The following is a 24,074-nucleotide window of genomic DNA, read 5'->3' as shown; positions in this document are numbered from 1 at the left end:
GTCATGGCGCTATTTTGCACCTATTTTTTTGCTCTAGGCTCTATTTGCCCATGCAATTATTTCTATTGGTCACTCAGTTAATTTTGCACGCTAACTGACGTAAAAAAATGCTGCCCACAAAAGTTGGGCAGCCAATACGTTTTGACAACAAAATGATAAAACAGCCACATTATGACACCGGTGTCAGAGTGTGGCAATAAAAAATTAATGATTATGGCGAAATTGGTTGAAAAAATTATTCAAACCCTGACAATGACGGAGTCAACTTCATACGAGCAAAAAAATGAAACACAAAGGTAAAGCGACCTCTTTTGATATTGCCCACTACGCTGGAGTATCCCAGTCAACGGTATCTCGAGCCTTAAGAAACAGCCCTTTAGTCAATGAAGAAACTCGACGCAAAGTCCATGAAGTGGCAGCAAAGCTAAATTACAAAGTAGACAAAAATGCCAGTAATCTGCGCACTCAACAAAGCAGCACTTTGGCACTGTTACTATTTGAAGACCCTACAACTGATGAATCAAAGATCAACCCATTTTTCTTAAGTATGCTGGGTAGCATTACGCGAGCATGTGCCAAAGAGGGTTATGACTTACTGGTTTCGTTCCAATCAAGTAGCCAAGATTGGCGCGCAGATTATGAAGACAGTCATCGTGCAGATGGTATCATTTTGCTTGGATATGGTGACTATTTAGATTACCAATCTCGTCTGCAAAAGCTGTTAGAGCAAGATACCAAATTTGTCTGCTGGGGAGCCAAAGTGGATGGCCGACCAGATTTAACCGTCAGTTGCGATAACTATGGTGGTGGCCAGCTTGCCGCTGCGCATTTAATTGAACACAAACGAACTGATTGTGCGTTTATTGGTGATGCTTCGCATCATTGTCCTGAATTTTTTGCTCGCTACCAAGGTTTCAAAGATACTTTTGAAAAACATAATATTACCCTGAGTGAGCGCAAAATGGCCAATGCGATATCAACGGAAGACTCCGGCTATCATGCAACCAAATCATTAATTGCTAACAACATCAGATTTAACGCCCTATTTGCAGCCAGTGATTTAATTGCGATTGGCGCTATTCGCGCATTACAAGAAGCAAACATTAAAGTGCCAAATGATGTTCGAGTTGTCGGCTTTGACAACATTCCAGCTGCCAGTTATGTCTCACCAGCGCTGACAACCATTCAACAAAACACCACTTTGGCGGGCCAAATGCTGGTGAGTAATCTGCTTAATCTAATACGTGGAGAAAAAGTAGAGTCAACCCTGCTGCCACCTAATTTAATTGTCAGAAACACTTAATCCTAGTAGCACCAAACAAATCGGGCTTTTATTTAAACAGTGTGTTGACATGTATACGACGAACTATGCCAGTTGCATTGAATGATAGAGTGGTTCTAGCACAAGAAAATAACTCAATGCTAAGGCAAGATTACGATATATAGCTGTTCCATAATAAGAGATTGAGTTATTTAGTCCGCAAAACCACATATTGGGCGGCATATACATGTAGCCCGTAGCAGCACGAGTCTACCTAAGTTTTCAAGCGACTAAAATACAGCGCGTATCGCTCTAGCTATCGTGTGCAAACAGTTAAGGCGTTTATTGGCCTCATATCTATCTAACCCATTTATCATCTCTACGCTGTCCATAAAAAATGCAGCATCATAATTACCTGTCCATTTATTTTTTAAATACGTTAAGCAATAGCAGTGCTTATGGTGCAGCTGTGTAAAGCTGGCCTCTTCAATAGAGAGGTTGGGTTTTATAGACTCACCTAGTTCAGATACAAAGTAATATTTAATGTAAATGAACTGTTGATCTTTGGTGTATTTATAAATATCATTAATTCCGCTTGTTTTTATGGCTTTAACTGTAATTTGATCAAACATTGACAACGTTGACATGCCCTTCTTGTTTTAACATTTGCACTCCGTTGTTAACATTATGTAAATTTAACTGTGGAAAAATCTCCCCAACCATAAAAAGGATACGGATGTGATAGAGGGCGATGATTTAAAAGCTATGCGGGTCAATGCGGGTATATCTCAAGACGCGATGGCAAAAAAACTCAAGTGTGATAGAAAAACCATCATAAATTACGAATTAGGTGTGAGTGATATTCGTTCAAAACAGCTTTTTTTGTGGTTTTTATATTGTAAGATAGATGCTGGGTCGTTATTAAATGAAATAAAACAGATCCGCGACATCACAAACAGTAAAGAAAAACCAAACTTACAGGATGAAGAACCATGAAAAAATTAAACCTACACCGTGTATTTAGCTCTATGAATTTATTCATTTCATCTAACAATAAGCTAAACAAAAGTACCAGTGGCTGCGGACTGACAAAAAACATCTGTGTGACAATTAATGGCGGTGCTGGTGCTTCTAAGCCAGAAAGGCCTTCATTAAAAGGTACAAATATTAGAAATAGTTTATGTTCAATTAAAAGCACTCGTGAACTAACAGACAAAAACTGTTCTTCAATTTTAGGTGGAACAGTGCCAAATAAGCCTCCACAAGCAATGAATGCTGGTTTTCCATTTCTCGTTAAGCCTATAGTTACTGACAATGATTCACAAGGATAGAAAATGAAACTTTCAAATTTAATTCTGCTCAGTATCGCTTCTTTGGCGATTTTTTACATTCAGCTGTGGGATGATCAAATTGTCGCGCCTTTACATTTTTCATTACTGAGTTTATGTGCAGTCTATGCCATTCATAAAAAGAATATCAATATGGCTCACATTGCGATGTTTATTCTCGCTATCACTGTATTTAACCGTGTTGTTTATGAAACAGGTTTAATAAATGACGTGACGCCCAGTGGCAATTTATTCTTACAAGGACTCTTTATCTACGGTACAAATTTACTATTTAGCCTTGCACTTGCTTTAGTGTTAATCTTTAGAGTACAACTCTCTCGAACACTCTCTAGATCAGTAAATATCCAGCTCACTCATTTTGATGGAATTTTCCATTGGGTTTTTATCTATATGGCTGTAATTAATCTAATCGCTTTAGTTGAATACACAGCATGGTCCTATTTTGAAATGAAGTCTTGGCGATTGATTTACAATAACTTTGAAGGGCTAATTTATATTGGATGGGCGCTATGCTGTGGTGCATTACTCACTATGATGATTTGCGATACAAAAGCGAATAACTCTGGTGAAACAAGCACTCTCTAATTGATTACTTGCTCACCATTGCTCGTCTACACCCAACGTAAATGAAAAATACTGGCTGGCAGCTAGATTGCCAGCCATAATCCATGTTCATCACTTTTTAATCCCGCACACCCCTTAGCGCTCATCCCTTTTAAACCCGCTCTCACAAATTAATCGAATTATTTTCGCGCGAGTGAAGATTTTTTCACACACTAATAACCATAATGCTACTTATCGTAACTAATTAGAGAGAGCACTATGGATGGTATCAACTTACTAGAGGGCGTAAATGCCACAATCAAGCTTGTGCATGGTTTTAAAGATACCTATGTATATCATAAGGATAATCAGACTGTTTACATTAAGCATGTGTTTGCCCACAAACTCACAAGCAATCTCAAACCCAATATGACCGCGCAAGACATTGACTTAATACGCCAACTTGATGCACTGCATCTGCGTTGCTATGTATTGGTGCATATTAAAAGCTATAACAGTAAGCAATATGATTTAGCGCTCTTTTTAGATGATTATGAAGCAATTCAAGGAGTGTCGAGCGAACTCGCTAAGCAAAGAGCCATGCCTATCAATAACGCCGTCAATTTGATCAACACGATTTTGCTCTAAGGAAACGACGATGAAACATAACACAGCTCGTAGGCAAGCCCTAGTTGAGCAATTTAAGAATGAGCTGCAAACCATGATACGCAAGCTCAGAAAAGAACGCGGGCTCACACAAAAGCAACTTGCCGCTTTACTTGATGTTGATCAAGGCACCATTAGCAATTTTGAAAGCGGCAAAACGGTGATGAACCTAGTCCAAGCCTATGAAATACTTTTGATATTTGGGCGTAACCTGACTGTCTTGCCAGCCACTTCAACCGCAATTGAACTTACCCAATCAAAAGAGCAGCAACAAAAGTACAACCCTCAAAACACGTCCCATTAAATCAATTAAGTCATATTAATTGCACGCAGATTCAAATCTGAAACGCGCCATTTTAGGTAAAATTAAACAGTTATGTGTAGACGCTCGTGAAAAATAACGCCAAATATGGCGTTATTTTTATACATCACATTACACTTTTTTATCAACTAAATTGCCGCCGCTTTTTTCAAGAATTCAATGGCTTCTAGCTGTAAATTTTCCAATTTAGATTGCGTAAAATAGGTACTTATCGCTTGTTTAGACTGATTGGCATAAATTGGTGTAAAGCAGTAGGTTTTATCGTCCTGCTCGGATAAACGTTCCGACTGTTCTGTATAATCATCAATATACTGCTGCATATCCAGCTTTGCATTAAGGTGAAAGATAATAATTCAAATCATCAGTTAAATATAACGAGCACTGAACGGCTTTCAGGCTCGGTACTATGCTAACACCCAACTAAAGATTAGGGATTAGTATTTATCTGAGTGGTTATCCAGTCGATGTATGAAGAAATGCGCACTTGATACGATCTTCCGCCATACAGGCCATGTTTAAAGGTCTTTAGATCTCCTTCAACAAAATCCCAACTAAACATACCAACGAGGTACTGCTTGTCATTATCGAAGTATATGAGCGGGCCGCCGCTATCGCCCGAACCGTCAATGCCTTCGTATTGCAAGCCCTTCTCAGCTTTATCAAATTGAATCGATAGCCAATTGCCATTAACTCTATCTATGATGTTTTGCATCCACCGTAGTGTTTTTTGCCTCTTTGTCTCAAATATTGAACCATTCAGGCCATCACCAGTTGAGCCTCGGCCAAATGCCGTGATAGCTTTGCCTTGCTCATCAGAGCTAGTATAGAGTTCAATAGGCTTAACATGCGTAACAATAAAAAATGCGTTTTGGGTAAATGTGCGGGTATAAGAGCGGGTAATAAAAAACAGCAGGCCTTATCGCCTGCTGTTGAAATTGACGTTACTTAAGCTTTTGCTCCACTATTGGGTAGTGGTCCCATACTTGTTTATCTGCCAGCGACCTTATCAGCTTCACATACTCTGCATGCGTCCACGCCAGTGGGGTTGCTGAGTTAGTGCCCTGTCCAAACTTATAACCTCTTGGGTTAACGCCCACATTGTCCCAAACTTGCTCTGGTAACATCATGCCTTCGTTAGCAAATAGCTCCATACCTTTTACATAGGTTTGCTTTATTTGCTGCACTTTGTCAGCAGATAATTGATTATTTTGTGCCGCTGAAGCGATTTCAAAGTGGCCTCGCTCACCGGTGAAAAATGGCCAAACGCGACCACGTTGCCCTGCGGTATTTTTGCCACCTTGCGCATAGTTGGTGCCAGTGACTTCATCCTCACCGTAACCATCATTACCATAGCGTCTATAGCCCGGGTAAGTACCGCTATGCCCTTCAAAAGTAAAACTATATTTAACTCGTAAGTTATCAATCATGCTTTCATCTTCATACTCAGGCAAGGTGGCCAAAATACTCGGAGCATCAGCTGAGCGCACGCCGTAGCGTACCAACTCTAAAAATCCACCATCAATGATGGCTTTTTTATTCATTCCTTCACGGCCGTTATTACTATTGATTTTGCTATCGCTATTAGGGTTAGAGTCTTGACCAATTCTAAAGAAATACTGGCCATCAGTGGCTTGGCTTTGCGCTTGCTCTTTAAGCACGCCTTCGCTGGTAAACATCAACGCTTCAACTTGCTTATCATATTGCTGTGCCACTTCAAGATAGCGCGCTGCCGCCGCCATATCACCACTACGTTTAGCAATATCAGAGGCAGTCACTAATCCAGCTATGACCGCTGCGGTGGTTGAAGGAGAATAACCATTTTGCTCTTCCCAACGCTCTTGCTGAGTTGCCGGTGGCGTGATTTGCGTATCATTCCAAAGGATTTTTGCTTTGCCACCATGCACTAAAAAGTCAGCTGCTGGCTTTAGCATTTTAGTGTACCAATAGCTAAGCTCTTCATCATTGAGCACGTTTGCTTGATGTAACTTCCAAGCTAGCATAATTGGCATGGCTGTTTGGTCTAGCTGTACACCAACCCACTCCAGCTCGCCATCAACATGAGTTTTTTGCAAAAACCAACCGGTATCGCCTTTATTCCCCGGTGTAGAATCAGTTACTTGTACTTTTTCTAAATACTTAAATGCCGTTTTAGCGGTTTGTGTGTCCCCCATCGCCATAAAGGCCATGGCGACTTGATAAAAGTCTCTCACCCAAACTGCTTTATAGCCTGTCGACCCTTCACTCGCTGGAACCGTGTCACCCCATGGATTAGATAATGAGGCGATCAGTGCCCCCGCATAACTTTTATCTTCTTGCGCTTTTAAAACCATAGCACTGGTATATAAAAGCTTGCCTTGGTCAGCACTGTATTGAGCTAGACGAGACATTGGCTTTAATGACGCAAGGTAGTCTTCCCAACCGATTGCATCCCCTTTCCCGTTATAGGCATCAAGGACTGCTTGATACCCTTTAGAAAGCGTTTTGCTCGCTTGTTCAGCACTTTCGTTTTGAGATTTTCCAAAGCTGAGCACTATATCAAAGTGCGCACTGCCCTTCACATCCCCAAGCTTACCCAGCAAGCTCACATTGCCGGATTCTTCACCTGTTGACGTATATGTATGCTCAAGCTGTTGAGTATTCATAAGCGCCGCGAGATTATCACTTTGTCCTGTAAAACCTACCGACGCTTCTTCAAAGCCGCCTGCAACTTGCAAAGTAAGGTAGTTATCCCCTTCATAGGCAACTAAGCCTTGCTTGGTGACCTTAGCAAAGTCATTCACGCCATTGTTGTTAATGTAAGGGTTTGCAGACACATAGGCTTGAACAGGCGTATCTAAGCCTGTATTAATATGCGTTCGAACAAACAAGCTTTGCCCATCAGGGTCTGTAAAAATATGCTTTTCAAGCTCAAAACGCCCTAACTTATCTTTGCTTAGCACTTTATAGGCGAGCGATAACGGACGGCCTTGTGCATCTTTGTGCAAGTAATCAACTGAGATCTCAAAGTCACTTGAATTACTCTCTGCCACACTAAACGCTTGGCCCTTTGCATCAGTGCCGGTGATAACAAATTGCATCTCTTTAAGCTGAGCTTGATGAATAAGCCCAAACATGGTTTCGGTTATCATACCTTGAGCTAGTGAAAACCACACTTTAGATACTGGACCCGTTTGTGCCTTATCGCTGTATTGACCGTCTACGTATGCCTCATAAGACGTCCCGATACCCGTTTTGCCTGAATATGCCCAATAAGGCTTATCACCAGGTGCACCCGGTGCAATAGCAGTAGAAAGCGTATCTACTTGACCATTATTTTGTGCACTGCCACAGCCCACGAGGCTTGCCGCAATCAGTGCCATTGTTAATTTGTTGATTTTGTTTTTCATAAAAGCTTCCCTAAGCTGCTGCCGTTTTCACACGTAATACCGACACGGCTGCAAAAATAAATGATATGCCACCAATTACTAACGCGTAGATAGGCTGGTTTTCAAAAAGGTGTCTTAAAATTAAGCCTAAAATACTGGCTGCGAGTAACTGTGGGATCACGATGAAAAAGTTAAAGATCCCCATAAATACGCCCATTTTATGACTTGGCAGTGAATTACTCAGCATCGCGTAAGGCAGCGACAAAATGGATGCCCACGCAAATCCAACACCAATCATAGGTAGCCACAGTAATTGCGGCTGTGGAATTAAAATAAAGCTGATTAAGGCGCCCGCACCGAGCAATAAATTCACACAATGTGCTTTGGCTAATCCAATACGTTTAACCATCAGCGGAATAACAATGGCCGCCAATGCCGCAAAGCCGTTGTAGGCGGCAAACAATACGCCAACCCAGTCAGCTCCGTCGTTATAGGCTTTACTGGTAACATCAGAGCTGCCGTAGTGAAAACTGGTCACCGCAGAGGTGGTATAAATCCACATTGCAAACAATGCAAACCAGCTGAAAAACTGCACAACCGCAAGCTGTCTCATCGTTGTTGGCATGGTAAACACATCGTAAATCACTTGATAGAAGCCACCACTCACACGCTGTTTATTTTGCAAAACGCCTGCAATTAGCTGTACAACGGCAAAGCTAAGTAGTAGAGCCGATAATAAATACAGCTCTTTTTCAAGTGCCAAAGCAAAAACACTTGCCAGTAACCCACCACCGAGTACCGAAAATATCAGTGCACCTTTTGCGAAGTTGATTGTTTTAAGCGGCTCAGCCACTTTATTTTGCTTATCCGTACTGGCGTCGAACTGTGCTAGCTGCTCAGGGCTGTACTCTTTGGTTTTTACAATGGTCCACATCACCGCTAAAAATAAAATGGCCCCACCAAAATAAAACGCGTATTTGACTGACTCTGGGATTTGCCCGTTTTCTGCGGTGTTGCTAATGCCAAACCAATTGGTCATCATCCAAGGCAAAGCTGAAGCGACGATTGCGCCTATACCGATAAAAAAGCTCTGCATCGAGTAGCCCGTTGCGCGCTGCTTTTCATTAAGGTTGTCGCCCACTAGGGCTCTAAACGGTTCCATGGTCACGTTGATAGAAGCGTCCATGATCCAAAGCACACCGGCTGCAATCCAAAGCGTTGGCGAGTTTGGCATTATAAACAGCGACAAGGTGGTCAAAATTGCGCCATACAAAAAGAACGGTCTACGACGCCCCAAACGACCCCATGTTTTATCACTCCAATAACCAATAATTGGTTGCACGATTAAACCAGTTAGGGGCGCTGCAACCCAAAGAATCGGAATATCATCAACCGATGCACCCAAGGTCTGAAAAATACGGCTCACGTTTCCGTTTTGCAGTGCAAAGCCAAATTGAATACCTAAAAAGCCAAAACACATATTCCATATTTGCCAAAAGCTCAGGTTTGGTTTTTGTTGTTGCATGGCTATTCCTCTAGTAAATAAACCGCACTGGCACGTGGGGCTAAGGTAATCTTGATTTGGTTATCTTGTACACGCATGCTGGCATAGCGCTCTAACAGATCTTTGGCAAGATAATGTGTGTTTTGCCAATCAGTTGGCAGATGCAAAGTGATAGTGTGTGGCTCTGTTGCATCAAAATTACTGACCACAACCAGCTTTTGATTTGAAAACGCACGGGCAAATGCCATTATGCGCTGTTGCGCTATCGCATTTTGCGTGTCCACCACAATAGAATATAAGTCACCTGCGACAACCGCTGGTAATGTGCTTAACGACATCAGCTTCACGTAATAAGCACGTAAATCTCGTTGTTGCTCACTAAGCTGACCGCCATCAAACTTACCGTTGTTCATCCACGCTTGGTGAGCTGGCACGCCAATATAGTCAAAAATACTGGTTCGACTTGGTTTACCAAAACCTGCGTCTTCAGAACCATCTTCACCTACCGTTTGACCAAAATACAACATGGTCGGCGATTTGCTGATCAAATGAGACACCACCATGGCTGGTTTACCCATTCGCGCATCCCCTGCAAATTCGTCGCTGGCAAGACGTTGCTCGTCATGGTTCTCTAAAAAATGCAGCATGTGCTTGGCGATATCTTGTACTTTGTGCTGTTGTGCAAGCACATCTTCGGCGCTGCCAGTTTGTTGCATAAGCGCTTTTAAACTGTCGTAAAAGCCAACTTTGTCGTACAGATAATCCATTTTGCCTTTATGGATATAGTCTCGATAAAGCGCGGGGTTATATACCTCTGCCAGCAAAAATGCGTCAGGGTTTTTCATTTTTATTGATGAATTTAAGAAACTCCAAAACTCAACGGGGACCATTTCAGCCATATCATAGCGAAATCCATCCACACCGCGTTTAAGCCAGTAATGGGTAATATCTCGAAACTTGTACCAGCTATCAGGTAAATCGTGCTGCTGCCAAAACGCATAGTGCTCAGCAATAGGTTTTTTCTCAAAGCCTGCTGGCAGTTGGGGAAAATCATAACTGCCGTCGGGTTTGACGCCATAATTTACTTTTACTGTCTCGTACCAATCATTGATGTCAGGCTGCGCAGCTCTTGAGCCGTTTCCTGTCCATTTTGCAGGCGACTCAGCAAACTGCCCATCACTTTGTGGGTGAGCCTGACCGCCCAAAGGCTGGTAGTCGTCACTTTTTGGTACTTGGAAATCTTCACCAACAACATAGTAAAAGTTATTGTCTCTGGCGTAAGCTTTTGATGTGTCGTCATTGGCACCAAAGTCCGCTACGCCTTTAGGTGCTGATGCAGACTGATAGTTTCTGGCTACATGATTGGGCACAATATCAATCACCACTTTCATTCCCGCTTGATGAGTACGCGCAATTAAGGCATCAAACTCTGCAAGTCTTTGGCTAGGGTCAATCGCTAAATCGGGGTTAACGTTATAGTAGTCTTTGACTGCATAAGGTGAACCTGCGCGACCTTTAACCACATCTGGGTCGTCTGCAGCAATACCAAATTTGCTATGATCAGTCACCAATGCGTGATGCAACACACCCGTATACCAGATATGCGTGGTGCCTAGTGCTTTTATCTCTTGTAGTGCTTTTGGTGTAAAGTCAGCAAATTTGCCAACGCCGTTTTGCTCAACTGTTCCCCACGGCACATTGGCCGTTTCTTTGTTGCCAAATAGCCGAGTAAAGACTTGGTAAACAACAGGCTTACTTATTTTCACCCCATTCGTTGAGATATCGGTTGCATCTTTAGACGCACTGTGATCACTGGGCTCTGAGCAACTAATGAGTGCAGTTGCACATATCAAGCCTATCATTGAGCGTTTGAACTGGCTTAGCGCGCCGTTTGATTTATTATTTATCATTAAACTTGTAGTCACTTGTTGTTGTCATAATGTGGCTTATTGCAGTCTACCTTGGCTTATCACACAGGTTGAACCGCTTGCATACGTATTCACCACATTGATTCACACGCTAGTCATGCTTTAGCAGTAGCAACCTGGCGCCCATTTTGGGTATTTCGACAGTTTGAGAAACATCAACCGACTCATTGTGCAGCAGGTCTATCGCCATTTTTGCGCCCGCTAAACTCTCTTTATAGCGCGCCATATCAATCTTCATTGGCTCTTGATTCTTGTTAAGTAGCACTAAAATGCGCTGCGTCCCAGTACTTCGCACATAACTGTATATGCCTGAATAAGGAGCAAAATGCGTTAAAGCTCCTTGGCTCAGCGCAGGGTAAGCTTGGCGTATATGTGTTAGCTTTCGCACATGGTTTTGCATCATGCGCTGCGACTTGCTCAAGCCTTTAGCGGTTCGCGCATCTTGTGTATGACCTTCAAAGCCACCAGGAAAATCAATGCGGATATCACCATGATCATTTGATGGCGTGTTGTCGAGCAACACTTCCGTGCCATAGTAAATTTGCGGAATGCCACGAGTGGTGAGCAATAAAGTCATCGCTAGTTGTGTTTTATTTAGCGATTGCTGTAATTCAGTGAATACCCTGCTCATATCATGGTTATCTAAAAATATCAGTAAGTTGTCTGTATCGGCGTATAAAAAATCATTGGCTATCGACTGATACACTCTTATCCAGCCAGTATTCCAGCTTTCTTCTTCGTTAAGTGCTTTGATTAGCGCTTCTTGCAATGAAAAATCCATCACACTTGGCAAACTTGAACGATAACCATCTTGATTCACTTTGCCACGCTGCCAATATGATGCGATAGCAGGGTTGGTGCTCCACTCTTCCCCAACGATATTAAAATTGGGGTATTCCGTCATAATTCGTTCGGTCCAGTTTGCTAAAAACGTCTTATCTGAATAAGAGTATGTATCTACCCGAATGCCGCTGAGGTTGGCGTATTCAATCCACCAAATCGCATTTTGCATAAGGTAGGTCGCGAGCAAAGGCTGGCGCTGATTCAAATCGGGCATACTCGGTACAAACCAACCATCATTAAACTGCTTTTTATCAAATTCACTGGCATGAGGGTCTTGAATGGTTTGCCTTGCATGGCTTGTACCGCTAAATTGGCCAGCAAAGTTTAACCAATCCCGCGTTGGCTTATCGCTAACCCACCAATGATTTGAGCCGCTATGATTAAGCACCATATCCATTATAACCCCGATACCTCTTGTTGCGGCTTCTTGAGTCAGCTGTAGATATTCGTCGTTAGTGCCCATACGCGGGTCAACGCGATAAAAATCAGTAAGTGCATAGCCGTGATAAGAGTATTCAGCCATATTATTTTCACGTACTGGCGTGAGCCACAACTGGGTGTACCCCATGTCTTTGAAGTAATCTAAATGCGCTATGATGCCAGCAAGATCGCCGCCATGACGTCCGCCTCGATAAGCGGGATTGGCTTTTTCTAACATGCCTTCAACACTGTCGTTTTGAGCATTGCCATTGGCAAATCTATCAGGGTTTATCAAGTAGATAACGTCTTTGCTTGAGAACCCTTGGCGCTGCGCACTGCCCGTTTGACGTGCTAACAATGGATAGCTGATTTGTGCTTGCTCACCGTGAGAATTAACTTCAAAAAGTAACATCCCAGGCTTTGCATCTGGGTCAATTGTTAAATTGATAAAAGCATAATTAGGGCTATCACCAAATTGAACACTTCTCATGCTCACGCCCTGATAGGGTGTTAAACGGATCTCAGCATCTGCAATATTACTTTTACGCACCATAATCTGCACATCAGGGTGTTTCATGCCAACCCACCAGTTTTTGGGTTCCAGCTGGTATGCGCTCACTGAGCTGACAGCGCCAAAAAAACTCATAATTATAATGACTAAAAATATCCGCATATAGTACTTCACTCCGTTGTTATAATTTTGCAAGAAACTGCTCATGGCTTGGCATTCGCTCTACAGTATGCTGAATAAGCGTATTAAGATTGCTCAACAGCTCTGCTCTTTGTTGTTCGTTGAGTACCTGAATGAGCGGGTGTAGTTGCTTTGGTCTTAGCCCCTGACCAATAAAAACTTGTTGCCAAGCTACCTCTGCAAACAGTTCGTCATCTTCTCTTAACAGCTTACCTGTTCGCTCAAAAAGGCTTATTTTATTTGCAAGACTTGGTGGTATTTCCATATTTTGGCACTGGCGCCAAAAGTCAGAATCGTCTCGTTCATTTAACTTGTAATGCAAAATAATAAAGTCGCGGATCCGTTCAAATTCGGTCTTTGATTGCTGGTTGTAAAGTGCAACTTGCGTTGGTTCAATGCCTTGATGAGGAAACAACTTAACCAATCGCACTATAGCCGTTTGAATAAGATGAATGCTAGTTGATTCTAAAGGTTCTAAAAAGCCGCTCGATAAGCCAATGGCAACCACATTTTTGTGCCATTGCTTGAGTCTACGCCCAGTTCTAAAACGGATAAGTTTTGGCTCAGCAAGCGGCTTTGCCGGTAAGCTATCCAGTAGCAATTGCTTGGCTTGTTCATCAGACAAGTGCTTGCTTGCATACACCAAACCATTTCCAATACGGTGTTGCAATGGAATTTGCCACTGCCAACCACAACTATGAGCAATTGCGCGAGTATACGGAGCACGCTTGTCGTCACTGTGCTCACAAGGCACTGCCAACGCACTATCACAAGGCAACCAATGTGACCAATCTTCATACCCTGTGTTAAGGGCTTTATCAATAAGTAGCGCGTGCATGCCAGTACAATCTATAAATAAGTCGCCCTGCACTTGCTGGCCGCTGTCTAATGCTAGCGAAACAATATTTCCTGACGTTTTATCTTTATGAACGTCTTTAACCGTGCCCTTAATGTGCTTAACCCCCATACTCTTGGCATGCTCGGCGAGAAACTGGGCATATAACCCCGCATCAAAATGATAAGCATAAGAAATACCCGGTAGCTTGGTGCCTGGGATAGCATTGAGTTTTGCGAATTTGTGGTGTTTTGCAGCTTGATAGTTTAATGAAAAATCCCAGAAGTCTGAGTCATTCCCTTGTTGTTTTGCATGTAACCAGTGATTATGAAACTCACAAAATGGAAAGTCTTTACCTATCGCCCCAAAAGCATGCATATAACAGCTATCTTGCGTGCCCCATCCTTCAAACTGAATCCCCAACTTTATGGTTGCTTTGGTGGCTTTTATAAATGCCGCTTCATCAATTCCCATCGCGCTATTAAAAGGCTGTAAAGGTGGAATAGTGGCCTCACCTACGCCAACTGTGCCGATATCTATTGACTCAAGTACCGTAATATTAAGTAGCTCACCCATCACTTTGGCTAAAAACGACGCACTTAACCAACCAGCTGTGCCACCTCCAACAATGACTACCTTCTTAATTTGCCCAGCAGACATAGTAGCAACCTCATCATAGCGTAATACAAAAAAGCCCTTGTTTTTAACGACAAGGGCTTCGACTCAATCGCGTGTCAGCGATTAAAACTTATAGCTTAATCCTAGCATGTAAGTACGACCATAATCTTGGTAGTCTCGGACTTGCAGTGCGTTATCGCCTGATAATGCAGTGAACGGCTCTTCAGTGATGTTTTGCACTTGCAAAGATACTGATAACCCTTCTAGCTCTTTGAAGCCACCTTCACCGAAGTCGTAACCTAGCTGAGCATCCCAGATTGTTTCACCGAGAATATCTACTTGCACAGTATTAAAACCTAAACCGTAAACATCACCTTTGAATTCGCTACGCTTACGCATACTAGTACGTGCTTGGAAGCCATAGTTCTCATAGTAAAGCGTAAAGCTTTGGATGCGATCTGATAAACCAGGTAACTCATAGTCATTGTCGTTTTGATCTTTAATATCAGACTTAACGGCTGTGTGGCTGGCGATAATACCAAAGCCTTCTAAGCTCTCGTGGAAGATATTAAATGGCAATGCTACTGACAATTCGTAACCCCAAAGGTCACCGCCACCACCATTGACTTTACCTTTACCCGTACCGCCAGAGTTTGCTGGTACTTCACCAGATACAGGGTCTACCACTCCCGTCATATCAATTTGATACTGACCGTCAAAGATCCACTGTTTTAAATCTTTGTGGAATAACGCTACTGAGAAATAACCTTCAGCACTGAAGTAATTTTCATACGTTAAATCAAAACCAACCGCTTCTTTAGGCTCTAGTGTTGGGTTACCACCTTCAACTTCCCAATAGTTGCCATTTTCATCAGGGCGCTGGTTATATTTGGCATTAATTGACGAATTCATTTCATCAAGACGCGGACGAGAAATCGTCTTTGCAGCACCAAAACGTACAGTTTGCATCTCATCAAGGGCAATCGATAAATTTAGACTTGGTAGTAAATGTGAGTAGTCATGCTCCACATGCGTTGGAGTCATCACAACGCGGCCATCTACCTTATCAAACGCGTTACCTTTACCTGTTTGCTCTGTTTTCACATAGCGTAAACCAGCGTTACCAGTCACAGGAAGACCCGCAATTTCCGCGTTAATATTTGCTTGTACAAATGCCGCTGTTACTTGCTCCTCAACCGTCCAAGACTTAGTTGCATGACTTGGATTTGTTAAGCTTTCAGCTAATAAATCAAATTGACCGTCAGCAACCATTGCGCGTGAGTCATAAGCAATCATGTTACCCATACCAATAAAGTCTAAGTTTGCACTGCCAAGACGATATTGCTCAGGAACAGTTAACATACCTGGATTATCTGGATAAGAGAAACCAGCTACTGTCATAAAGTAACCTTCTGATTGCTTGGTTTTCTTTCTATCGCGATAAGATAAACCAAACTCAACACTGCTTACAAAGTCATTGTCTAATGCTTGTTTAGCAGCAAGTTTTAACGCATTTAACTCATCGTCAATCGTTGGGGCGTTAATAAAACCATCTTGTAGCTGGTTTTCGTAAGGATGGTATTCATATTCCCCTTCGGCATTTTCTGCGCCAACTACACCGTACTTTTCATTCAGCGCAGAGCTCCAGCCCCAAGATAACGGACCACCAATTTTGATTAAGTCATAATCACTATAATCAAGTTCATGGGTAAACTGTGCACCTGTATTTCCGCCAGAGAACGCATAACCTAGATTATCAGCAGCACCTCTGTCGTTACCACGGCCTGTACCTGAGTAGCTCTCTAAGCTCCAAATTTTCTTTTCTACACTTGAGTGACTTGCGTCAAGCTCAAGCGTTAATGATTCATTTACGTTATATTTAGTGTTAAAACCAAATGCACTCAGCTGCGCTTTACGGTCTTCGTAGTCATTACGCACAACAACACGCTGACCTTCAGTTAGTGCACTGGTTACAAAACCTGTTGCTTCGTCAACCGTAGCGTTTTCACCAGCAATTGAGCCCTGACCCCACGCAAATGGAATTTCAATACCACGTAATATTTTTTCGTCTTTAAAATCAACGTAAAGTGCATCAAAAACCATTGATAGGTTGCTTGTTGGCGCCGCTTCTAACACAAACATGACTGAATCACGCTCTAGCGTCGAAGAGCGAACAAATGGCTTTGCCCCACCCAAAATAGAGTATTGTTTACCATCGGCTTCAAACTCTGGGTAACCCCATGCATTCCAACGTTTTTCTTGGTTTGGCGACGTCATTGTTGTCAGCGCTAATGCAACACCAACGGTGTCATCAGCAAATTTATCAACATAAGAGAACGTGCCGCGTAAACCTGCATCTTTACCATCAGGGTTTAGCTTATCGAAGCTGGTTTTCTCATACATAGTATTAAGCTGAATGATACGCTCATCAGTGCTCAGAGGCTTGATGGTTTGCATATCAATTACACCCGCAATACCTTCAGCTTCTAGGTTGGCACTGGGTGTTTTATAAACAGTTACGCCACTCATAACCTCTGACGGGTATAAGTCAAATTCTACGCCGCGGTTATCAGAGATTGACACTTGCTCACGACCGTTAAAGGTCGTCGCACTTTCGTCTTCACCAAAACCACGCACACTTACTTTACTTGCACGACCATCTAGACGCTGCGCTGTCAAACCTGGCAATCGCGCAATTGACTCAGCAATTGAAGAGTCAGGTAATTTCCCTATGTCTTCGGCAGAAATTGATTCCACAACTTCAGAAGAGAAACGTTTTGTGTTGATAGACTCAACAACGCTGGCACGAAAGCCTTTCACCTCTATTACTTCTACTTTTTTACCTGCTTCATTTTTAGCCGCGTCGTCAGCTGCATAAGCTGTGTGTGATACAACTCCCGCACCAATCAGTGCAAGTGTTAGCATACTTGGTTTGAACATAGACATAGTGTTTTATCCCAATTACCCAATTTATTACTGGTCACCTTATTATTGGCTGCTTTGTTATGTTTAAAGCTATTGGTGTCCAGCTACTTTTGTTGTCAGGATGCATATTAGCCCTCAGACATTTTTATAAACAACTTTATGCATACGTATTCAAACTATAGCCAACAGCAATGCATTTACATTAACTTCACATTAAAAAATATAACTTATTGATTTTGATAGCTTTAAACATTCTCTCAAGTCAATTGCATTGTCACAAAAATATAGCGACTCTATACAGTATACTTAACTTGATTTCTTATTTTTGTCATAAAAACAGGTTATGTTCCGCGTTGCTGCATTCTAATACCACGCCCGAAGTTAAATTGGTAAGACCAATTAAATCCCTGCCAAATTCAGTAAAAATATTGCCTATATAGTCACCTTTTTTCTCATTGATAAGATTGGTAAACTTTTTTTACACATCTACTACACCACTTTTTAGTTACCTTGTAGCGACGCCAACTTGGGTATTTAAGCTGCATACGTATGCAACTTTTTTACAGTATTTAGGGGATAACGTATGCTTTTGCCCAATATTGACCCGAACCAATTTTATGTTACAGCTTTAATGGTCGTGGTACTGAGCAAAGATTTGGAGAATATACATGGCTCAACAGCAGTGGTGGAAAGGTGCGGTGATCTATCAGATCTACCCACGCAGCTTTCAAGATACAAATGGTGACGGCATTGGTGACCTGCCAGGGATCATAAATAGACTGGATTACATCAAGTCGTTGGGCGTTGATGCGATATGGATCTCGCCATTTTTTAAATCTCCTATGAAAGACTTTGGCTATGATATTAGCGACTATCGCGATATCGATCCGATGTTTGGCAACTTAGATGATTTTGATACATTAATTGAACAAGCACATAAACGTGATATCAAGATCATTATTGATCAAGTATTAAGCCACACTTCAAATCAGCACCAGTGGTTTATTGAAAGCCGTGAAAGCTGTGATAACGACAAAGCAGATTGGTACGTATGGGCTGATGCTAAGCCTGACGGCAGTGCTCCAAATAATTGGTTATCTATTTTTGGCGGCACTGCTTGGCAGTGGGAGCCAAGACGTTGCCAATACTATTTACATAACTTTTTAACCGAACAACCCGACTTAAACTTTCACAATCCAGACGTGCGTAAAGCAGTGCTGGATAACGTTGAGTTTTGGCTTAAAAAAGGCGTTGATGGGTTTCGTTTAGATGCCATTAACTTTTGCTATCACGATGCACAGCTTCGTGATAACCCAGCAAAACCAAAAGAGCTGCGCCAAGGCCGTGGGTTTAGTGAAGACAACCCGTATGCATTCCAGTACCACTATTACAACAACACACAACCCGAAAACCTTGCATTTATGCAAGAGATCCGAGCGCTGCTAGACCGTTATCCTGGCACTGTTAGTTTAGGAGAAATCTCTTCTGAAGATTCACTGAAAACCATGGCTGAATATACTGCCGATGGCAATAAACTGCATATGGGATACAGCTTTGAGCTTTTAACAAAAGACTATAGCGCACAGTATATTCGTCAAACAGTCAGTACGTTAGAATCAGTGATGACTGAAGGCTGGCCTTGCTGGGCATTTAGCAACCATGATGTAGAGCGCGTTGCAAGCCGCTGGAGCAAAGACGGTAAAACGGTGAATGACCAGCAAGCCAAAATGCTCACAGCACTACTGGGGTCTTTGCGTGGTAGCGTTTGCATGTACCAAGGGGAAGAGCTTGGTTTAGGTGAAGCAAGCGTTGCTTTTGAAGACTTGCAAGACCCGTACGGCATTACCTTCTGGCCTAATTTTAAAGGCCGAGACGGTTGTCGTACTCCAATGCCTTGGGAACAGCCGCTTGATAATTCAGGTTTTAGTTCAGGCAAGCCTTGGTTACCTGTTTATGCAGAACATCAATCTCGTGCTGTAAACTCTCAGCTGCAACAAGATGACTCTGTACTTAAGTATTATCAAGAGTTTATGGCTTGGAGAAAACAAGCCCCAGAACTGCTGTATGGAGATATCGAATTTATCGAAACGGCTGAACCAGTCTTGGCATTTTACAGAAAGCATCAAGGTAAAACGCTGTTGTGTGTATTTAACTTAGCGCAAACACCAGCGGTACTGTCGATAGAGTTAGCGCAACCTAAAACATGTGAACTGCGTCATAACACAGCGCACTATCATGAAGGCCAGATTAACTTGCCAAGTTACGCATGCTACTTTGCCTACTTATAATTTTTGATTAATATATTCGATTCATTAAGCCCCTACCAAGGGGCTTTTTCATAATCTTGCTTATGCCGCTGACACGTTTATGGTAGAGAACTTTTCACTGGTTTGCGCAATCTTTGTTAGCGCGTTGATTTTCAGCGCTTTGTAGTAACACCAGCCCTGATGCACCGTCACCCCTTTACTTAACAAATAAGCCGCTTGGTGCGGTGTCTCAACGCCTTCTGCTATTAACTTTTTATCTAGCTTATTGGCCATTTCAATTACCGCATTGAGGACCGGAGACTGTAAGTTATCAAGGCCAATTGATGCAACAAAACTTTGGTCGATTTTTAACAAGTCTATCGGAAAGCTCTGTAGATACTGCAGACCGCTGTATCCTGTACCAAAGTCATCAACGGCAACTTCAATGCCTTGCTGGACCAGCTGCTCTAGAGTTTGCTTCACTTGGTTTTGCGACAGCACATCACGCTCTGTCAGCTCGATTGTCAAAGCGTTGATCTGCCGATGAGCACGATAAAGTGCACTTAAATAGTCCTTACAAGACAACAGCTGACCATTAACATTAAAAGACACTTTAAAGTTTGGATTTTGCGCCAGAAGCGGTTTTAATTCTTCAACTGCAGTGTTTACCTGCGCAATTGAGATTTCAACAATCGCCCCACTTCTTTCTGCCTCTGGAATAAAGTAAGCAGGTCCCAGCTCCCCTTCTGTAGGATGCTGCCAGCGGATCAGCACTTCTACACCCACGATTTGCTGGGTTCTAGCATCAATTAAAGGTTGGTACACATTAAACAATTGTTGCTTCGCAATAGCCTGTTTCAACTGAGATTTTAAACTTAGCTGTCGAAGCTCATAATGATGATGTAAAAAGCTCAATGCAGCCCATACAAACACATATAGCAAACCCAACACAGTCAATGAAGATGAGGCTACGGTAAAAATTGATGAGCTATCGCTGCTAGCTACTATTGTCAACTTTGGAAGCGAGGCAAGTGGTTTTGCATATAAAAATTTATCCTTACCATCATCAAATTGACCTTGCGCATGACGCGGGCTATGAACCGGAAATAACGGCTTCTTTAAAGGCAAACTATAACCGCCTTGTAAAATGATGGGCACGCCTGTTTCGCTATCAACCAAAGCTATAAAATCCAATGCAGAGTATTGCTCAAGATCCAAGGTATGACGAAGCCAATCACTAGGCAGTAAAACATTAACTTCATAGCCGTCTCCACGTGTTCTAGCTAACACAAAAGCCGATGCTTCCATATACTCACTGATAATCGGCCCATGGTACCTTAGTCCATCGGCTTTGATTGGTGCTGTAGTCTGAATTGGTGGATTTAATTGACCATAAGAGTTACAGGTTAATTGCCCCTTTTGATTGACGATACCAATTTCACTCATTGCGGGGTTTTTAAAAACTTGCTGGCGTAATTTGAATATGGTTTCAGGGGGGCAATTTACATCTAAAGATTGAGCTTGGCTCAGAAAGACATCAATTTCTTTAAGCTGAGAGTTAAGCTCAAAATGTACTTTTTCGGCAATACTTTGGATATGCAGCTGCTCTGCATCACGGTGTTGTATAAATAGCAACGCCAGTAAAATGCCAAAAATCAAGCTGCAAGCCAGCCAAGCTAAAGCAACACTTCTTAATTGCTTTGCAAACATAAATGCACTTGGCATGATCTAAACCCCAGCCTGCCATTTTTAGAAGGCCCAATTTTAAATAACAAATGTGGCTTTTTTATGACAAAACAAAAGGCCCTGAGCATAAACCCAAGGCCTTAAGAATAGTGTTCACTTATAGAAAATTTTTAACTTTCTTTACTGGTCCCAACTTCGACGCGAGTCTTTAGTTTTTGACCTGGGCGGAAAGTTACTACGCGACGCGCAGAGATAGGAATGTCTTCACCTGTTTTAGGGTTTCGACCCGGTCTCTCTTTTTTGTCACGGAGATCAAAGTTACCAAATCCAGAGAGCTTAACTTGCTCACCTTTTTCAAGCGCTGAGCGGATTTCTTCAAAAAACGCTTCAACTAAGTCTTTGGCATCCTTTTTGTTTATCCCCAATTTTTCAAATAGGTGTTCAGCTATGTCGGCTTTAGTAAGCGCCATATCTAGTCCCTCAACGATGCATTAAATTGTTTGGCCAATTCGGCCACCACGTTGTCTACAACTTGGTTGATGTCTTTCTCTTCGAGCGTTCTATCAACCGCTTGTAATGTAAGAGCAATCGCCAAACTCTTAAAATCTGGCTCAATACCTTTGCCCTTATACACATCGAATAAGTTTAGGTCAACTAATTGATTTCCGCCAACTTTCTCAATGCTTTCTAAAATATCGCCTATTTTTACGTCATCTGCAACTAAAATAGCAATATCTCTTCGATTTGATGGAAATTTAGACACACCAACCGCTTCTGGAAGTTTACGAGTACTTAACGCATCTACTTCAACTTCAAACACATAGGCAGTACTGTTCAAACCTAGAGACTTTTGTAATTGTGGATGAACTGCGCCAATAAAGCCAACTTTTACATCATCAAAATATATAGCCGCAGATTGACCTGGATGCAAGCCGTCATTAGCTTGTGCTTTAAAGCTAAAGCGCGCACTGTCGTTTGTAAGTGCAAGCAAGGCTTCTACATCACCCTTAACGTCAAAGAAGTCGGCTGGACGAGATGCAATAGACCAGTGCTCATTGTGCGTATTACCGTACACAATACCACCTAAAACAGCAACTTGCGCTACACCATTTTCCGCTGAGTCATCTTTTAAGAACTTTAAGCCTTGTTCAAATAAACGAATGCGTGACTGTTGGCGGTTTTGGTTATAAACCACCGCATTGATAAGGCCAGTCATCAGGCTAACACGCATCGCCGACATTTCTACTGAAATAGGATGTGGTAAAACAAGCGCATCTAACTCTGGGTGCAATAATTTTTGTGCTTTAGGGTCAACAAAGCTGTATGTAATCGCTTCTTGATAACCACGAGATACTAACTCGTTACGCATACGCGACACTGGTACATTCGCTTCAGCATGTGTAGTCATCTTAAGTGCCGCTGTAGGCGCAACATTTGGAATGTTGTTGTAGCCAAAAACACGTGCAACTTCTTCAATCAGATCTTCTTCAATACTGATATCAAAACGATAACTAGGCACTTGTGCCTGCCATGTGCCTTCAGCAAAGCTTAAGCTAAGGCCTAAACGCGTGAGAATGTCCGTTACTTTCGCATCTTCAATATGGTAGCCAATTACTTTGTCTAAACGCGCACGACGTAGCGTTACTGACTTTTCTTTTGGTAAATCTGCTTCAGAGACTGCTTCTACAACAGGACCCGCTTCACCACCTACGATGTCTAATAGTAATGCTGTTGCACGTTCCATTGCATCGCGCTGAAGCTTGTAGTCAACACCACGCTCATAACGGTGAGAAGCATCAGTGTGCAAACCGTAGCTACGAGCTTGTCCGGCAATTGCCAACGGAGCAAAGAAAGCACTTTCAAGCAAAATATCTTGCGTGCCTTCTTTAACACCTGATGCTTCACCACCAAAAATACCCGCCATTGCTAATGCTTTATTATCATCTGCAATTAATAGCGTTGAAGGGTTTAGCTTAGCAGTATTACCATCTAGCAACACAAGCTCTTCACCTTCATTGGCATTGCGCACTTTAATACCACCTTCAATGGCACTCAAATCAAACGCATGCATTGGATGACCAAGTTCAAGCAATACATAGTTAGTTACGTCAACAACTGGGTCAATTGAGCGCACGCCTGAACGACGTAGTTTCTCAACCATCCAAAGCGGTGTCGTAGCATCCAAATTAATGCCTTTGATGATACGACCCAAATAGCGTGGACATGCCTGACTGTTAACCAATTCAATCGAGATTTTGTCATCAATTGTTGGCTGCACAGCGTCAATCGCAACTTCAGTAACGTCTAATGAGTTTAAAACGCCCACTTCACGAGCAAGGCCTTTAATACCTAAACAGTCGCTGCGGTTTGCAGTTAAATCAACGTCAATCGTTACATCATCTAACGAGAAATATTCACGGATACATTGGCCAATAGGAGCATCGCTTGGCAATTCTAAAATACCATCTGAGCTATCAGCCATGCCTAACTCTTCAAAGGCACACAGCATGCCGTGAGAAGGCTGACCACGCAGTTTTGCCTTTTTGATCTTAAAATCACCTGGTAATACAGCACCAACTTTCGCTACAGCGACTTTTAATCCTGCGCGGCAGTTTGCAGCACCACAGACAATAGCTAATAATTCGTCTTCACCCACGTTTACTTTAGTAACGCGCAGTTTGTCTGCATCAGGGTGTTGTGCGCATTCAACAACTTCGCCAATTACCACACCAGAGAAACTGCCAGCAATTGCCTCTACGCCATCAACTTCTAAACCCGCCATTGAAAGCTGTTCAGATAGAGCCTCAGTATCAATGGCTGGATTAACCCACTCGCGTAACCACTTTTCACTAAATTTCATATTTACTTCGCT

The 24,074-nt window shown here is 42.5% G+C and carries 19 protein-coding genes; 7 read left to right on the top strand and 12 right to left on the bottom strand.

Annotated elements, in window-relative coordinates; all coding sequences use genetic code 11:
- Positions 1 to 283: 283 nt before the first annotated feature.
- Positions 284 to 1,303 (top strand): LacI family DNA-binding transcriptional regulator, encoded by a 1,020-nt coding sequence (locus tag HC733_RS04905; RefSeq protein ID WP_171626011.1) that lies wholly within the window; start codon positions 284 to 286, stop codon positions 1,301 to 1,303.
- A gap of 248 nt (positions 1,304 to 1,551) precedes the next feature.
- Here HC733_RS04905 and HC733_RS04900 read toward each other — a convergent pair whose 3' ends face one another.
- Positions 1,552 to 1,908 (bottom strand): hypothetical protein, encoded by a 357-nt coding sequence (locus HC733_RS04900; RefSeq protein WP_190363935.1) that lies wholly within the window; start codon positions 1,906 to 1,908, stop codon positions 1,552 to 1,554.
- Positions 1,909 to 1,999: 91 nt separating this feature from the next.
- On the opposite strand from HC733_RS04900, the gene HC733_RS04895 reads away from it, so the two are divergent.
- The 5 genes from HC733_RS04895 (at position 2,000) to HC733_RS04875 (ending at position 4,123) form a co-directional block, all read left to right on the top strand.
- A complete protein-coding gene (locus HC733_RS04895) occupies positions 2,000 to 2,257 on the top strand; it encodes a helix-turn-helix domain-containing protein (protein WP_190363934.1) in 258 nt (85 codons plus the stop codon).
- Positions 2,254 to 2,592, top strand: coding sequence for a hypothetical protein (locus tag HC733_RS04890; RefSeq protein ID WP_190363933.1), 339 nt, complete (start codon positions 2,254 to 2,256; stop codon positions 2,590 to 2,592). The genes HC733_RS04895 and HC733_RS04890 overlap by 4 nt, the downstream gene beginning before the upstream one ends.
- Before the next feature lie 3 nt (positions 2,593 to 2,595).
- A complete protein-coding gene (locus tag HC733_RS04885; RefSeq protein WP_190363932.1) occupies positions 2,596 to 3,195 on the top strand; it encodes a hypothetical protein in 600 nt (199 codons plus the stop codon).
- Positions 3,196 to 3,432: 237 nt separating this feature from the next.
- Positions 3,433 to 3,801 carry a hypothetical protein gene (locus tag HC733_RS04880; RefSeq protein WP_190363931.1) on the top strand — a complete coding sequence of 123 codons (369 nt, stop codon included), beginning with the start codon at positions 3,433 to 3,435 and terminating at the stop codon, positions 3,799 to 3,801.
- 10 nt (positions 3,802 to 3,811) lie between these two features.
- A complete protein-coding gene (locus HC733_RS04875) occupies positions 3,812 to 4,123 on the top strand; it encodes a helix-turn-helix transcriptional regulator (RefSeq protein ID WP_190363930.1) in 312 nt (103 codons plus the stop codon).
- A 146-nt stretch (positions 4,124 to 4,269) separates the two neighbouring features.
- Here the strand turns inward: HC733_RS04875 and HC733_RS04870 are convergent, their stop codons facing one another.
- From HC733_RS04870 to HC733_RS04835, 8 genes are all read right to left on the bottom strand, one after another.
- A complete protein-coding gene (locus HC733_RS04870) occupies positions 4,270 to 4,461 on the bottom strand; it encodes a hypothetical protein (RefSeq protein ID WP_190363929.1) in 192 nt (63 codons plus the stop codon).
- A gap of 107 nt (positions 4,462 to 4,568) precedes the next feature.
- Positions 4,569 to 4,997 (bottom strand): trypsin-like serine protease, encoded by a 429-nt coding sequence (locus HC733_RS04865; protein WP_342365989.1) that lies wholly within the window; start codon positions 4,995 to 4,997, stop codon positions 4,569 to 4,571.
- An 85-nt stretch (positions 4,998 to 5,082) separates the two neighbouring features.
- Positions 5,083 to 7,527, bottom strand: coding sequence for a glycoside hydrolase family 15 protein (locus HC733_RS04860; protein ID WP_190363928.1), 2,445 nt, complete (start codon positions 7,525 to 7,527; stop codon positions 5,083 to 5,085).
- Positions 7,528 to 7,537: 10 nt separating this feature from the next.
- Complete coding sequence (locus HC733_RS04855) at positions 7,538 to 9,031, bottom strand: MFS transporter (RefSeq protein WP_190363927.1); 1,494 nt, start codon at positions 9,029 to 9,031, stop codon at positions 7,538 to 7,540.
- A 2-nt stretch (positions 9,032 to 9,033) separates the two neighbouring features.
- Complete coding sequence (locus tag HC733_RS04850; RefSeq protein ID WP_190363926.1) at positions 9,034 to 10,920, bottom strand: alpha-amylase family glycosyl hydrolase; 1,887 nt, start codon at positions 10,918 to 10,920, stop codon at positions 9,034 to 9,036.
- Between the two features lie 109 nt (positions 10,921 to 11,029).
- Positions 11,030 to 12,874: a glycoside hydrolase family 13 protein gene (locus HC733_RS04845; protein ID WP_190363925.1), complete on the bottom strand. Its 1,845-nt coding sequence runs from the start codon at positions 12,872 to 12,874 to the stop codon at positions 11,030 to 11,032.
- Between the two features lie 19 nt (positions 12,875 to 12,893).
- Entirely contained in the window at positions 12,894 to 14,387 is a 1,494-nt protein-coding gene (locus HC733_RS04840) for a tryptophan halogenase family protein (RefSeq protein ID WP_190363924.1), read from the bottom strand.
- Between the two features lie 81 nt (positions 14,388 to 14,468).
- Entirely contained in the window at positions 14,469 to 17,291 is a 2,823-nt protein-coding gene (locus HC733_RS04835) for a TonB-dependent receptor (protein ID WP_190363923.1), read from the bottom strand.
- Positions 17,292 to 17,938: 647 nt separating this feature from the next.
- Here HC733_RS04835 and HC733_RS04830 point away from each other — a divergent pair.
- On the top strand, positions 17,939 to 19,558 hold the full coding sequence (locus tag HC733_RS04830) for an alpha-glucosidase family protein (RefSeq protein ID WP_190363922.1): 1,620 nt from the start codon (positions 17,939 to 17,941) through the stop codon (positions 19,556 to 19,558).
- A 60-nt stretch (positions 19,559 to 19,618) separates the two neighbouring features.
- On the opposite strand, the gene HC733_RS04825 is transcribed toward HC733_RS04830, so the two are convergent.
- The 3 genes from HC733_RS04825 to pheT form a co-directional block, all read right to left on the bottom strand.
- Positions 19,619 to 21,241, bottom strand: coding sequence for an EAL domain-containing protein (locus tag HC733_RS04825; RefSeq protein WP_190363921.1), 1,623 nt, complete (start codon positions 21,239 to 21,241; stop codon positions 19,619 to 19,621).
- A gap of 131 nt (positions 21,242 to 21,372) precedes the next feature.
- Positions 21,373 to 21,672 carry an integration host factor subunit alpha gene (gene ihfA / locus HC733_RS04820; protein WP_010362644.1) on the bottom strand — a complete coding sequence of 100 codons (300 nt, stop codon included), beginning with the start codon at positions 21,670 to 21,672 and terminating at the stop codon, positions 21,373 to 21,375.
- Positions 21,673 to 21,674: 2 nt separating this feature from the next.
- Positions 21,675 to 24,062 carry a phenylalanine--tRNA ligase subunit beta gene (gene pheT / locus HC733_RS04815; RefSeq protein WP_190363920.1) on the bottom strand — a complete coding sequence of 796 codons (2,388 nt, stop codon included), beginning with the start codon at positions 24,060 to 24,062 and terminating at the stop codon, positions 21,675 to 21,677.
- Positions 24,063 to 24,074: the final 12 nt, after the last annotated feature.

The organism is Pseudoalteromonas sp. S16_S37, from assembly GCF_014694405.1.
GTDB lineage: Bacteria > Pseudomonadota > Gammaproteobacteria > Enterobacterales > Alteromonadaceae > Pseudoalteromonas.
This window is presented reverse-complemented; position numbering and strand designations above follow the sequence as displayed.

What these genes read in the sequence shown, in the direction of transcription:
- ihfA (WP_010362644.1), bottom strand. Translation starts at nt 21,672, where the DNA reads ATGGCGCTTACTAAAGCCGACATAGCTGAACACCTATTTGAAAAATTG.
- HC733_RS04890 (WP_190363933.1), top strand. Translation starts at nt 2,254, where the DNA reads ATGAAAAAATTAAACCTACACCGTGTATTTAGCTCTATGAATTTATTC.
- HC733_RS04840 (WP_190363924.1), bottom strand. Translation starts at nt 14,387, where the DNA reads ATGTCTGCTGGGCAAATTAAGAAGGTAGTCATTGTTGGAGGTGGCACA.
- HC733_RS04905 (WP_171626011.1), top strand. Translation starts at nt 284, where the DNA reads ATGAAACACAAAGGTAAAGCGACCTCTTTTGATATTGCCCACTACGCT.
- HC733_RS04835 (WP_190363923.1), bottom strand. Translation starts at nt 17,291, where the DNA reads ATGTCTATGTTCAAACCAAGTATGCTAACACTTGCACTGATTGGTGCG.
- HC733_RS04830 (WP_190363922.1), top strand. Translation starts at nt 17,939, where the DNA reads ATGGCTCAACAGCAGTGGTGGAAAGGTGCGGTGATCTATCAGATCTAC.
- HC733_RS04855 (WP_190363927.1), bottom strand. Translation starts at nt 9,031, where the DNA reads ATGCAACAACAAAAACCAAACCTGAGCTTTTGGCAAATATGGAATATG.
- HC733_RS04870 (WP_190363929.1), bottom strand. Translation starts at nt 4,461, where the DNA reads ATGCAGCAGTATATTGATGATTATACAGAACAGTCGGAACGTTTATCC.
- pheT (WP_190363920.1), bottom strand. Translation starts at nt 24,062, where the DNA reads ATGAAATTTAGTGAAAAGTGGTTACGCGAGTGGGTTAATCCAGCCATT.
- HC733_RS04860 (WP_190363928.1), bottom strand. Translation starts at nt 7,527, where the DNA reads ATGAAAAACAAAATCAACAAATTAACAATGGCACTGATTGCGGCAAGC.
- HC733_RS04900 (WP_190363935.1), bottom strand. Translation starts at nt 1,908, where the DNA reads ATGTCAACGTTGTCAATGTTTGATCAAATTACAGTTAAAGCCATAAAA.
- HC733_RS04880 (WP_190363931.1), top strand. Translation starts at nt 3,433, where the DNA reads ATGGATGGTATCAACTTACTAGAGGGCGTAAATGCCACAATCAAGCTT.
- HC733_RS04825 (WP_190363921.1), bottom strand. Translation starts at nt 21,241, where the DNA reads ATGCCAAGTGCATTTATGTTTGCAAAGCAATTAAGAAGTGTTGCTTTA.
- HC733_RS04885 (WP_190363932.1), top strand. Translation starts at nt 2,596, where the DNA reads ATGAAACTTTCAAATTTAATTCTGCTCAGTATCGCTTCTTTGGCGATT.
- HC733_RS04845 (WP_190363925.1), bottom strand. Translation starts at nt 12,874, where the DNA reads ATGCGGATATTTTTAGTCATTATAATTATGAGTTTTTTTGGCGCTGTC.
- HC733_RS04850 (WP_190363926.1), bottom strand. Translation starts at nt 10,920, where the DNA reads ATGATAAATAATAAATCAAACGGCGCGCTAAGCCAGTTCAAACGCTCA.
- HC733_RS04875 (WP_190363930.1), top strand. Translation starts at nt 3,812, where the DNA reads ATGAAACATAACACAGCTCGTAGGCAAGCCCTAGTTGAGCAATTTAAG.